The sequence below is a fragment of the Geoanaerobacter pelophilus genome, from assembly GCF_018476885.1.
In the GTDB taxonomy this organism is placed as follows: domain Bacteria; phylum Desulfobacterota; class Desulfuromonadia; order Geobacterales; family DSM-12255; genus Geoanaerobacter; species Geoanaerobacter pelophilus.
The window spans coordinates 634,090-646,402 of record NZ_JAHCVJ010000001.1 but is presented as its reverse complement, the minus strand read 5'-3'; the positions used below and the strand labels follow the sequence as shown (position 1 = coordinate 646,402).

General features: G+C 54.2%; 13 protein-coding genes. 11 read left to right on the top strand and 2 right to left on the bottom strand.

Features of this window, described 5'->3' with window-relative positions; translation table 11 throughout:
- Positions 1-32 precede the first annotated feature (32 nt).
- From KI809_RS03030 to metK, 8 genes are all read left to right on the top strand, one after another.
- A complete protein-coding gene (locus tag KI809_RS03030; protein WP_214170020.1) occupies positions 33-494 on the top strand; it encodes a PTS sugar transporter subunit IIA in 462 nt (153 codons plus the stop codon).
- A complete protein-coding gene (gene hprK / locus KI809_RS03025; protein WP_214170019.1) occupies positions 491-1,450 on the top strand; it encodes an HPr(Ser) kinase/phosphatase in 960 nt (319 codons plus the stop codon). Before KI809_RS03030 ends, hprK begins: the two co-directional genes overlap by 4 nt.
- A gap of 1 nt (position 1,451) precedes the next feature.
- A complete protein-coding gene (gene rapZ / locus KI809_RS03020) occupies positions 1,452-2,312 on the top strand; it encodes an RNase adapter RapZ (protein ID WP_214170018.1) in 861 nt (286 codons plus the stop codon).
- Between the two features lie 4 nt (positions 2,313-2,316).
- Positions 2,317-2,709: a PTS sugar transporter subunit IIA gene (locus KI809_RS03015; protein WP_214170017.1), complete on the top strand. Its 393-nt coding sequence runs from the start codon at positions 2,317-2,319 to the stop codon at positions 2,707-2,709.
- 148 nt (positions 2,710-2,857) lie between these two features.
- Positions 2,858-3,124 (top strand): HPr family phosphocarrier protein, encoded by a 267-nt coding sequence (locus KI809_RS03010; protein WP_214170016.1) that lies wholly within the window; start codon positions 2,858-2,860, stop codon positions 3,122-3,124.
- Positions 3,105-4,868: a phosphoenolpyruvate--protein phosphotransferase gene (gene ptsP, locus KI809_RS03005; protein WP_214170015.1), complete on the top strand. Its 1,764-nt coding sequence runs from the start codon at positions 3,105-3,107 to the stop codon at positions 4,866-4,868. Before KI809_RS03010 ends, ptsP begins: the two co-directional genes overlap by 20 nt.
- Before the next feature lie 46 nt (positions 4,869-4,914).
- Positions 4,915-5,430: a 3'-5' exonuclease gene (locus KI809_RS03000; RefSeq protein ID WP_246559146.1), complete on the top strand. Its 516-nt coding sequence runs from the start codon at positions 4,915-4,917 to the stop codon at positions 5,428-5,430.
- A 98-nt stretch (positions 5,431-5,528) separates the two neighbouring features.
- The gene (metK, locus tag KI809_RS02995; RefSeq protein ID WP_246559144.1) at positions 5,529-6,701 is read left to right on the top strand and encodes a methionine adenosyltransferase; all 1,173 of its coding nucleotides are present in this window, start codon (positions 5,529-5,531) and stop codon (positions 6,699-6,701) included.
- 80 nt (positions 6,702-6,781) lie between these two features.
- Here metK and KI809_RS02990 read toward each other — a convergent pair whose 3' ends face one another.
- Both KI809_RS02990 and KI809_RS02985 read right to left on the bottom strand, forming a co-directional pair.
- Complete coding sequence (locus KI809_RS02990) at positions 6,782-7,501, bottom strand: response regulator transcription factor (protein ID WP_214170014.1); 720 nt, start codon at positions 7,499-7,501, stop codon at positions 6,782-6,784.
- A 50-nt stretch (positions 7,502-7,551) separates the two neighbouring features.
- The gene (locus KI809_RS02985; RefSeq protein ID WP_214170013.1) at positions 7,552-8,496 is read right to left on the bottom strand and encodes a sensor histidine kinase; all 945 of its coding nucleotides are present in this window, start codon (positions 8,494-8,496) and stop codon (positions 7,552-7,554) included.
- A gap of 134 nt (positions 8,497-8,630) precedes the next feature.
- Here KI809_RS02985 and KI809_RS02980 point away from each other — a divergent pair, with 134 nt between their 5' ends.
- The 3 genes from KI809_RS02980 to ahcY all read left to right on the top strand — a co-directional run bounded on the left by KI809_RS02980 (position 8,631) and on the right by ahcY (position 12,214).
- Entirely contained in the window at positions 8,631-9,728 is a 1,098-nt protein-coding gene (locus tag KI809_RS02980; RefSeq protein WP_214170012.1) for an NAD(P)H-dependent flavin oxidoreductase, read from the top strand.
- A gap of 129 nt (positions 9,729-9,857) precedes the next feature.
- Entirely contained in the window at positions 9,858-10,817 is a 960-nt protein-coding gene (locus KI809_RS02975; protein WP_214170011.1) for an ArsR/SmtB family transcription factor, read from the top strand.
- 2 nt (positions 10,818-10,819) lie between these two features.
- The gene (ahcY, locus tag KI809_RS02970; RefSeq protein WP_214170010.1) at positions 10,820-12,214 is read left to right on the top strand and encodes an adenosylhomocysteinase; all 1,395 of its coding nucleotides are present in this window, start codon (positions 10,820-10,822) and stop codon (positions 12,212-12,214) included.
- The last annotated feature ends 99 nt before the right edge of the window (positions 12,215-12,313 follow it).

Here is a 12,313-nt window from a genome sequence, read left to right as displayed (position 1 = left end):
GGTCACATTTTCATCAATAGTGGTGTCTGAACATGCAGGGTGTATTCAGGTTTGAACCGGAAGATGTGATCCTGCCGCTGTCAGCGTCAACCAAAAACGGCGTGCTATCAGAATTTGCCGATAAGGTTGCTGCAAGGTGCTCCTTGCCGTCGGGCAGTGCAATTCTGCAACTGCTTCTGGAGCGGGAAAGCCTGGGGAGCACCGGTATCGGAGACGGTATTGCCATTCCTCACTGTAAGTCACCGGCGCTCAATGCGCCGGTGATTCTGTTTGGTCGGAGTGATGCCGGGATTGATTTCAAGTCCGTTGACGATAAGCCTGCTCGGCTTTTCTTTCTGCTGGTTACTCCGGAAGATGCTGCCGGAACACATCTGAAGCTTCTGTCGCGCATTTCGCACCTGCTTAAGGGGGCAGACGTAAGAAACAGGCTCCTGGAGGCAACTTCTGCCGAGGAGGTAGTTGAGATCGTGATGAGGCAGGGGGGCACCAGATGACTGCTATCAGTCTTTCCATTGATGATCTGCTCAAAGACGAAGAATATGGCCTGGACCTGCGGATGGTTTCCGGAGAACACGGCCTGTCTCACCGCTTGTACAGTTCCCGGATTCAAAAACCGGGGTTGGCGCTCACCGGGTATACCGAGCATCTCCACCCTGATCGGTTGCAGGTGCTTGGCAACACCGAAATATCATACATGCTCCAGATTCCGGAGCAACAGGCTGCAGCGAGTCTCAGCAAGCTCTGTTCTTTCCCTATTTCCTGTTTTATCGTCACCAAGGGGCTTGATCCGCCTCCGATGCTCAGAAGGGAAACAGAGAAAGCCGGCATTCCTCTTCTTGTGACATCATTGCAGTCATCCACGTTTATCTCCCTGATTACAAAATTTCTTGAAGAGCGTTTGCTGCCGACTACTCATGTTCACGGCGTGCTGACCGACGTTTTGGGCGTAGGGGTGCTTCTGCTCGGCAAGAGCGGTATCGGCAAAAGCGAGTGCGCCCTGGATCTGGTAATTCGTGGTCATCGACTGGTGGCCGACGATGTGGTATTTATCAAGAAAAAGATGCCGGCAGCTCTTGTGGGCCAGGCGGCCGAAACTATCCAGTACCATATGGAGATCAGGGGCCTCGGTATTATCAATATCAAGGATCTCTTCGGTGTTTCCTCAATTCGGGAAAAGAAGATAATCGACATGGTGCTGGAGCTTGTCGAGTGGAACCCCCAGCAGGAATATGATCGTCTCGGGATAGATGAAAAGGTTCATACCATTCTTGGAATAGAGCTTCCCCACCTGATAATTCCGGTCCGACCGGGGAGAAACCTGACCTCGATCATTGAGGTTGCTGCTCGCAACTATCTTCTTAAGGGGATGGGGTACCATTCTGCCAAAGAGTTTCACGAGAAGCTGATGGCGAGGATGGAGATCCGGCCCATCGGCGCCGAGGTGGAGTGAGATGCGGATAGTCGTTATCACCGGGCTGTCGGGTTCAGGAAAGTCTACAGCGGTAAAGGCCCTTGAGGATGAGGGGTTTTTCTGTATCGACAATCTTCCGGTTACCCTGATTCCTACGTTCATCGAGTTGGTTGAGCGGTCAAAGGACCAGGTGCGTGATGTCGCTCTGGTTATGGATATCCGCGGCAAAGATTTTCTCAAGGGTTGGGAGGAGATCCTCCTTGGCCTTCGGAGTATTGGCCACAACCTTGATATCCTGTTCTTCGATACCACGGACGAAGTCCTTATCCGTCGTTTTTCCGAGACGCGCCGTCGTCATCCCGCCCTGCCGGGGGCATCGGTACCGGATGCCATCCGTTTTGAGCGTGAGTCACTGGCCGGTTTGCACCGGATAGCCACCAGGGTTTTCGATACTTCGGAAATGAATGTGCATCAGCTCAAAGAGACGGTGCTGGCATTCATCCGTGGAGAAGATGGCAATGCAAAACGCCTTACCGTCCATGTCCAGTCATTCGGCTTCAGGTACGGGCTCCCGCTTGACTCCGACCTGGTAATTGACGTCCGGTTTTTGCCGAATCCGTATTTCGTGGAATCGTTAAAAAAATTCAGCGGGCAGGAACCCAAGGTCAAAGAGTTTGTCCTCGAACAGGCCATTACCAAAGAGTTTCTGGTCAGATACCGGGAGCTCCTTGATCTTTTGCTCCCTGGATATCAGCGTGAAGGAAAGACATACCTGACTCTGTCAGTCGGATGTACCGGCGGGCGGCACAGGTCAGTAGCCATAGCAGAAGAGCTGAAAAACTATTTTACCGATAAAAACGTGGAGCTTAAGGTTACGCATCGCGATATAGAAAAGGGATGACCAGATGATTGGACTTGTAATTGTAACCCATGCCGGTCTTGCACGTGAACTGCTCGCTGCCGCAGAGATGATAGTCGGTCCGATTGAGAAGGCGGAAGCCGTTGGAATCAATCCCGGCGAGCCTGTAGATGCCATCCGCAGCTCCATAGAAAAAGCTTTTGCCAGTGTTAACTCGGAAGAGATTCTACTGATGACCGACATGTTTGGAGGAACACCTTCCAATATGAGCCTGTCTTTTTTGGAAGAGAACAGGGTTGAAGTTCTCACCGGGGTCAATCTGCCGATGCTGATCAAGTTTTTTAGTGATCGGAGCCGCTTTGGTATTGCTGAGCTTGCGGCCCAGATCAAGGAGTGCGGCAGAGAGAGCATATCGGTTGCCGGGGATTATCTCCGTTAGCAGCACGATTTTGCAGGCTGCGTTATGTACACCCGCTGCTAGGGAGTTTCCGGGGATAACCGTTTTTTCATGTCTTGCACTGTGCACCCGAAGCTTTGCCCCAATACGCAAGACTTCTTACCGTCATACAGGAGAATAGTTCTGATATATGCTTGAACAGCAATTCACCATAATCAATAAACTTGGGCTTCATGCCCGTGCTTCCGCCCTTTTTGTGAAAACCGCCATGCCCTTTTCTTCTGAAGTGAAGGTTGCGCGGGATGACGTGGAGGTAAACGGCAAAAGCATCATGGGGATCATGATGCTGGCGGCAGCCAAGGGGAGCACCATCAGGCTCAGGATTGAAGGCAGCGACGAGGCCGAGGCTATGGCCTCCTTGGGAGAGCTTATCAACAATGGGTTTGGCGAAGAGTAGCAATCGACAAATTCAGGGTGTTGGCGCATCACCCGGTATAGCGATCGGGCGGGTCAGGATCACTGACCGCAGCCGGGTTGCTGTTCATGAAGAGTATCTGAAGCCTGGTGAAGTCCAGGGTGAAGTCGCACGCTTTATAGAGGCCCTTGATCAGGCACGCGAAGAGCTGGTTGCCGTCAGGGATCAGCTTTCTGAAGAGCATGGGCCGGAACACCTCTACGTTATCGAAACCCACTTGATGATGCTTCAGGACAGTATGTTCAAGCGGGAGACGCTTGCTTTGATCGAGTCCGAGGCGATCAATGCCGAATGGGCGCTCAAGAGGACAGTTTTAAAGTTCCGCGATTTTTTCGCGGCAATAGAGGACGACTACCTGCGTGAGCGGGTTGGCGATATTGAGATCGTTGGTGAACGGGTTCTGAGGAAGCTCGTGGGCAAGCAGCACGAACCGCTGAACGATGTTCACAGCATGTCCCTGGTGGTTGCCCACGATCTCTCCCCGGCAGACATCCTCCAGATTGACCGGCAGAAGATTATCGGTTTCGTCACCGACCTTGGGGGCAAGACCTCCCATTCGGCCATTCTTGCCCGGTCCCTTGAGATTCCGGCAGTGGTTGGCCTGGAGCGGATCACCTCAGAAGCTCTGGACGGGGAGCATATGATCATTGACGGCTCAGCCGGTATTGTGATCATAAACCCCGATGAAGAAACCTTCCGTGAATATCTCAAACGCAAACTGCATCATGAGTACATTGAGCGGGAGCTTGCCAAGCTCCGCGACCTCCCTGCCATAACCACTGACGGCTGCCGGATCAGCCTTAAGGGGAACGTGGAATTCATCGAAGAAATCCCTTCCCTGACAGGGCATGGCGCTGAAGGGATCGGCCTTTATCGCACCGAAATGCTCTTTTTTAATCGTGACGATCTTCCGGGAGAAGAGGAGCAGTTTGCCCATTACTCTGCCGTTGTCAAAGAGGTGGCGCCGCTGCCGGTAACCATCCGCACCCTGGATGTCGGTGGTGACAAATTTGTCCCGGATCTCAACCTTGACGACGAATTGAACCCTGCCCTGGGTCTTCGCGCCATTCGCCTCTCGCTCAGGAAACCGGAGACCTTCCGGCCTCAGCTCAGGGCTATATTGCGTGCCAGCGCTTTGGGGAAGGTCAGGATCTTTTTCCCCATGATCTCTGGCGTTGCCGAGATCCGGGCGGCAAAGAGGCTTCTGGAAGAGGCGAAGCTGGAACTTCTTGCCGAAGGTGTGCCATTTGACGAGCATATCGAGATCGGTATCATGATCGAGATTCCGTCAGCGGTAATAATCGCCGATCTTCTCGCGCAGGAGGTCGATTTCTTCAGTGTCGGTACTAATGACCTTATTCAGTATTCCCTGGCGATAGACCGCACCAACGAGCATCTGGCCAACCTTTACGAGCCGCTGCACCCGGCAGTGCTCCGTTCTCTGAAGATGGTGGTTGACGCTGCCCATGCTGCTGGTATTGATGCCTGCATGTGTGGCGAGATGGCTGGAGAGTCACAATATCTACCCATTCTGCTCGGGCTGGGGTTCGATGAACTTTCCATGAATGCGATTTCCATTCCCCGCGTCAAGGAGATCCTGCGCCGTTGCTCACGGGGAGAGGCGGAACAGCTTGTAAAAAAGGCGCTGACCTACCACACTGCCGAGGAAATCGACCGGTTTCTGAAGTCTGAAATAACGGCACATTATGCCGACAGCTTCGATTGATGCCTTGCTTCATCTATCCTATCCGCTGTCATGATTGAGTTAATCCATGGAACGCCTGAAACGTCATGTCATCGTTGATGTCGAGACCACCGGCATGTCGTCGAAAAACGGCGGCAGGGTGATTGAGATCGGCGCGGTTGCTGTAGAGAATCTGGAAATTGTTGGGGAACTCTCCAGCCTCATCAATACGGAAACCCCGATCCACTGGGGAGCGCAACGGGTTCACGGCATATCCTCAGCCATGTTGCGCGGCAAACCAACCCCGCAAGACACCTGGCCTCGCTTCCTTGATTTTGTTGGGGATGCTCCTCTAATTGCCCACAACTCATCGTTCGACAGTGCCTTTATCCGGTATGAGCTTTCCTTGCTTGCCCTGCAGTTGCCGAACCCCTGGCACTGTACCGTCCGGCTGGCCCGCAAGCACCTGCCACAGCTCCCCAACCACAAACTCGAAACCGTCGCCCGGCATCTCCTGGGGGAGATTCCGGCTGACTGCCGCCTGCATCGGGCGCTCGACGACGCCCGTATCACTGCACGGGTTTGGCTTGAGATGGTTGGTTAGGCCGGTTTTCGCTCTTGACTTCTCAAAGTATGGAAGTTATAAATTACAGTCTTTTTAAGTAATTTCAGTGTCAAATATATATCAAGGAGGAGCATGCCATGCAGGAGATGGACGATTTCATTTTTACTTCCGAGTCGGTTTCAGAGGGGCATCCGGACAAGGTAGCTGACCAGATCTCTGACGCCATTCTCGATGCAATTCTTGCCCAGGACCCAACATCCAGGGTTGCCTGCGAGACCATGGTAACCACCGGTATGGCGGTTATTGCCGGCGAGATCACCACCAACGCCATTGTTGATTATCCGAAGATTGTGCGCGAAACCATCAAGGAGATCGGCTACAACGATTCGGCAATGGGTTTCGATTGGGAGACCTGCGCGGTTCTCACCTCCATAGACAAGCAGTCACCTGACATCTCCCAGGGAGTTACCGAAGGTGAAGGCCTTTACAAGGAGCAGGGAGCAGGCGACCAGGGCCTCATGTTCGGTTATGCCTGTACCGAGACCAAAGAGTTGATGCCGATGACCATTCTGCTGTCCCATCAGCTGGTGAAGAAACTTGCCGATGTCCGCAAGTCCGGGCTGCTCAACTTCCTTCGGCCTGATTCCAAGTCCCAGGTTTCCATTCAGTACATCGACGGCAAGCCGGCATATGTCGATACCGTGGTAATCTCTTCGCAGCATTCCCCTGAAGTTACCCACGATACTATCAAGGAAGGGATTATCGAAGAGGTTGTCAAAAGGGTTATCCCGGCAAACATGATTAACGACAAGACCCGTTACCTCATCAACCCGACCGGTCGCTTCGTAATCGGCGGACCGATGGGTGACTGCGGCTTGACTGGTCGCAAGATAATCGTCGACAGCTATGGCGGTCACGGTGCTCACGGCGGCGGCGCTTTCTCGGGCAAGGACCCTTCCAAGGTCGATCGTTCCGCTGCTTACATGGGGCGTTATGTGGCCAAGAACCTGGTTGCTGCCGGGTTGTGCGAGAAGTGCGAAGTCCAGGTGGCCTATGCTATCGGCGTGGCTGAGCCGGTTTCGGTTCTGGTCGATACTGCCGGCACCGGCAAGATTCCTTCAAAGCGCATCGCTGAAATCGTGCGCGAGGTCTTTGACATGAGGCCGCGTGCCATAATTCAGCAGCTTGACCTCCTGCGTCCGATTTACAAAAAGACCGCAGCATACGGGCACTTCGGTCGCGAACTCCCGGAATTTACCTGGGAGCGGACCGACAAGGCCGCAATCATCAAGGAAAAAGCCGGGATTTAGTCGTCTGTTGTAACTAGTGAATGCAAAAGGCCGGAAGGGAAACCTTCTGGCCTTTTGCTGTAATAAACTCTAGCTTTAGATTACAACTCCCTGATAGTGCCTTTTCGAGAGAACCGGTAGCCGACGCCCCTGACGGTCTGGAAAAAAACCGGGCTGGCCGGATCAGGTTCAAAATATTTGCGGAGCCTGACAATAAAGTTGTCCAGGGTCCGGGTCTCAGCATCGGTGGCATATCCCCACACTCTTTCCAATAGCTGCTTTCTGGTAACGGCTTCCCCTTCCTTCTGAAAAAACAGAGAAAGCATCCTTACTTCAAGATCGGTGAGGTCGATCTCCCCTTGGGCGGTACGGGCATGGTAGGAGAGGAGAAACACTTCATTATCCCCGAACCGGTACGCCTCTTCCACGGGGTCGGGACGATACCAGGCCGACCGCTTGAGCATCCCCTTCACCCTAAGAAGGAACTCATTGAGGCTGAACGGTTTGGTCAGATAGTCGTCGGCGCCGCTCTCAAGCCCGGTAATGCGGTCTCCTTCGTCGGAACGGGCAGTAAGTATAAGGATTGGCACCTTGGTATCGCTTTTGCGGATTTCACGGCATACCGAGAAACCGTCCATTCCCGGAAGCATGACATCAAGGATCACCAGGGAAAAGCGATCGACATTGAGCCTTACCAGTGCTTCTTCGCCGGTTTCCACATGGCTTACCCGGTACTCTTCCATCTCCAGGTTGAAGCAGATTCCTCTGGCTAGGTTTATCTCGTCCTCTACCAGCAGTATGTGCGGTTTGTCGTCAGTCATGTCACATCCATGTCGAGAGAGTCATGAATCACCTTGTAAACCGTAAGCAACTAGCCGTTTCGGGCAATGGGCAGCCTGATAATGAAGGCGCATCCTTTACCCTGTCCCGCGCTTTCGGCAGTCACTGTCCCACCATGTTCGGTCACTGCCTGTTTGACGATATAAAGCCCCAGGCCAGTGCCGCGAATATTTTCTCCGAGCCTTCTCACCCGGAAGAACATCCGGAAAATCTTTTTGAGGTTTTTTTGGTCAATTCCGATGCCGTTGTCCCGGAACGTCAGCTGGCATTGATTTTTGTCCTGCTTCAGTTCCACCTTGATCTCGGGAGATACCGGGGAGTAGAGCAGGGCATTCTCAAACAGGTTACGTAATACCGATTCCATCTCCTCGGAATCGACCGCAACCTGGATATGCTCTTCGACCTCCAGTATCAGGCTGCCCCCTTCGGGAAGGGTAGAGCGCTTTTTCTCAAGATATTGGCTGACGAATTCAGAGAAATCGATCACTGGCATCGAACTGGAGCGACGGCGGTCTTCCAGCCGTGCGGCCATCAGCAGGTTGTTGATAAGCGCGTGGAGCCGGTCGGTATCGGCGAGCATGGTGTCCAGGAAGCGTTCCATTTTTTCGGGCGGAGGTTTCCTGAGACGAATCGTTTCAAGGTGCAGCTGAATGGAAGCCAGCGGCGATTTCAGCTCATGGGTCACCTGCGAGATGAAGTTTTTTTGCTCCCGGTACAGCGTAGACTGTCTGCGCCAGACCAGGAACAGGACATAAACCCCGGCAAGGATGACGATCAGGAGAATCAGCCCTTCTACCAGAACGATCCAGTCCAGCCCCCTGGCCGCGATTTCCGGGCGGTAGCGCTCGGCGATCTCCCGGAACTCCTTGTGGCGGCCGACGAACCAGTAAATCCAGAAAATAACGACCATGATCCAGACCAGCTGGATGCCGATGAAGGTAATGATTGGACTGAAGAGTTTCCTGTACCAGCGCATGAACTCTGTGTACCACCATAGTTGTCAATCCGCAAGCTTGTTGGCGTTAAGCTTTTACATTTCTATTACAAAAGAAACTCCGGTTGTCTGTTACTCTTCATTCTGTAAACAACAGCACGAAAGAGGGGGCCCAGATGGTGAAACCGCTTAAGATCGGGAAATATGAAGTGCGCTATCCGCTGATTCAGGGAGGGATGGGAGTTCGTATCTCAGGCGGATCATTGGCAGGTCATGTTGCCCTTTGCGGAGGGGTTGGTCTGGTTGCTGCGGCAGGAATTGCCCTGGGAAGCAACCGGTACGACGGTAAAAACTATATGCAGTCAGATCCGCAGGCGCTGCGCGACGAGATTGAAAAAGCCTGCCGAATAGCTCCGGACGGTGTTGTTGGTGTCAATGTCATGGTTGCCCTGTCTGATTTCGAGGATCTGGTCAGGGCTTCCATCGAAGGTGGGGCAAAGGTCATTGTCTGTGGTGCCGGACTGCCGCTCAGCCTGCCGGGACTTACCGCCCATGCGCCTGATGTGGCGCTGGTGCCGATCGTCTCTTCAGTAAAGGCTGCCCAGCTGATAGCAAAAAAATGGGACAAGGGTTTCAATCGTCTTCCTGATGCCGTGGTTGTTGAAGATCCGGATACTGCTGGTGGGCATCTTGGCGAGAAACTGGAAAATATCGGCAAGGGGACATACGACCAATATGCCACTGTCCGTGGCGTCAAGGAGTTCTTCATCGCTGAGTATGGCGTGCATGTGCCGGTGATTGCTGCCGGAGGTGTCTGGGACCGCGCTGATCTGCTATATGCCCTTGAGCAGGGGGCCGACGGCGTCCAGATGGCGAGCCGCTTTGTGCCGACTGTCGAGTGCGACGCTGCGCCGGAGTTCAAACAGGCGTACCTGGACTGCTGCAAGGAGGATATCGGCTTGATCATGAGTCCTGCTGGACTCCCTGGTCGGGCGATCCTGAAGAATCAGGACGATATAGTCAATTACGATCAGCTTAATAATACGATCTGCGACAACGGTTGTCTTAAAAAGTGTTCCTACAAGGAATCGGGTGAGCGCTTTTGTATTGTGAAGTCACTGGACCGCGCCCAGAAGGGTGATGTTCATACCGGTCTCGTTTTCTGCGGCACCAATGCCTGGAAGGCCGACCGGATCACCACGGTTCAGGAGATCTTCGACGAACTGTTCGGTGCAGGAGCTGCAACTGCTTCTGAAGAGGCGGAAGCCGCCTAGCGCTCCCCATATTTGTGTTTTATAAGGCCTGCCGGATTTGCTCCGCCAGGCTTTTTTTGTTTTACAAATCGCTAAAGCATGTTATATCAAGAAAAGTTGATATAGTTATTCTGGTTTAGTGGATGAATAATGCTTGAAACCCTGAAAGCCCTGGCTGATCCTTGTCGTTTGCGCCTTACGGCAGTGCTGCTACGCGGAGAATTCACCGTGCAGGAGCTGACCCGGATCATGGGGATGGGCCAGTCGCGCATCTCCCGCCACCTGAAGATTCTTACCGAGGCTGGCGTACTGTCGGTCAAACGACAGGGGACCTGGAGCTATTATCGTGTTGGCGACGGCAGTTCATTCTTTGCCGGCATCCGGCAACAATTAGAGCTGGAGATTGAAGCGCTTCCCGAGCGTACCGCAGATTTGGCTGCTGTGGCTGAGGTACTGGAGGAGCGTCGCAGGCGGAGCCGGGAATTCTTTGACCGGTATGGCCGCCAGTGGGATGACCTGGCCAGGACGCTGCTCCCAGTGCCTGACTGCCGGGAAAAGCTGCTGGCATTGATCCCCCGGGGGGTAACAGTGCTGGAGATCGGCATCGGCACCGGCGGGCTGCTGGCCGAACTTGCGGCACGTGGAGGGAAAGTGATCGGTGTCGATCATTCCCCTGCCATGCTGGAAGAGGCCCGCAACCGCCTGGCAAGGGACGGCATCGATTCTGTGGCGCTGCGCTTGGGTGAGATGGCCCATCTGCCGCTCCCCGATGCCTCGGTTGATTGTGTTGTGGCCAACATGGTGCTGCACCATGCTGCCGATCCGCTTACAGTGCTGGCCGAGATCCGGCGGGTTCTGCTTCCTGGTGGCCTCCTGGTCCTGGCCGATCTGGTTCGCCATGAGCGGGAGGTTGCCCGGGAGCGGCTGGCCGACCAGTGGTTGGGCTTTGATGAGGCGGAGTTGGCCGGCTGGTTGAAGAAAGGTAGTTTCATGAGCGTAGCTATCGAGCGTATTCCTGCGGGAGCAGGGGAAGAAGCGGTTTTGCTTGTTACAGGTAAGACAAAATGTCTGAAAATTGCTAAAGAATCAACATCACGAAAAGGAGCGTAATCATGTCACAAGATTTTATCGTAGCAGACCTTGGCTTAGCCGATTGGGGTCGCAAGGAGATCAGGATTGCCGAGACCGAGATGCCGGGATTAATGGCCATCCGCGAGGAGTTCGCAGCCGCTCAGCCGCTGAAAGGGGCACGCATTACCGGTTCGCTGCACATGACCATTCAGACCGCAGTGCTGATCGAGACTCTGACCGCGCTTGGCGCTGAAGTGCGCTGGGCGTCGTGCAACATCTTCTCTACCCAGGACCATGCTGCAGCGGCGATTGCGAAGTCAGGGGTGCCGGTCTTTGCCGTCAAGGGCGAGACCCTGGTCGATTACTGGGACTATACCCACCGGATCTTCGAGTGGTCCGATGGCGGTTTCTCCAACATGATCCTTGACGACGGCGGCGATGCCACCCTGCTGCTGCACCTGGGGACCAAGGCTGAGAAGGATATCTCGGTGCTGAACAATCCCGGCTCGGAAGAAGAGACCATCCTGTTTGCTGCCATCAAGAAGAAGCTCGCTACCAATCCCACCTGGTACTCCACTCGTCTGGCCCAAATCAAAGGGGTCACCGAGGAAACCACCACCGGTGTCCACCGTCTCTACCAAATGCACGAGAAGGGTGAGTTGGCCTTCCCGGCCATCAATGTTAATGACTCGGTAACCAAGTCCAAGTTCGACAATCTTTACGGCTGCCGCGAGTCGCTGGTGGACGGGATCAAGCGGGCCACCGACGTGATGGTGGCTGGCAAGGTCGCCCTGGTCTGCGGCTACGGCGATGTCGGCAAAGGTTCGGCCCAAGCGCTGCGCGCCCTGTCGGCCCAGGTGTGGGTCACAGAAATCGACCCGATCTGCGCCCTGCAGGCCGCCATGGAAGGGTATCGCGTAGTGACCATGGATTACGCCTGCGACAAGGCCGACATCTTCGTGACCTGCACCGGCAACTTCCATGTCATCACCCATGAGCATATGGTGAAGATGAAGGATCAGGCAATCGTTTGCAACATCGGCCACTTCGACAATGAGATCGATGTCGCTTCCATCGAGAAGTACCAGTGGGAAGAGATCAAACCTCAGGTGGATCATGTGGTCATGCCGAGCGGCAACAAGATCATCCTGCTGGCCAAAGGGCGTCTGGTAAATCTCGGCTGTGCCACCGGCCATCCGAGTTACGTCATGTCATCCTCCTTTGCCAACCAGACCATCGCCCAGATCGAGATCTTCTGCAACCCGGGCAAGTACCCCACCGGCGTCTACACCCTGCCGAAGCATCTGGATGAGAAAGTGGCGCGGCTCCAGCTGAAGAAGCTGAATGCTCAGCTCTCCACCCTGACCAAACAGCAGGCCGACTATATTGGCGTGCCGGTGGAAGGGCCGTACAAAGCGGAGCATTATCGCTACTGATCTGACGGTTTATTGTAGCGCTAGACGGGCGGCATCGTAAGGTGTCGCCCGTTTTCGTTTCTGCACAGCTTGACTTGACAAGACATTGGAGGAAAGTAG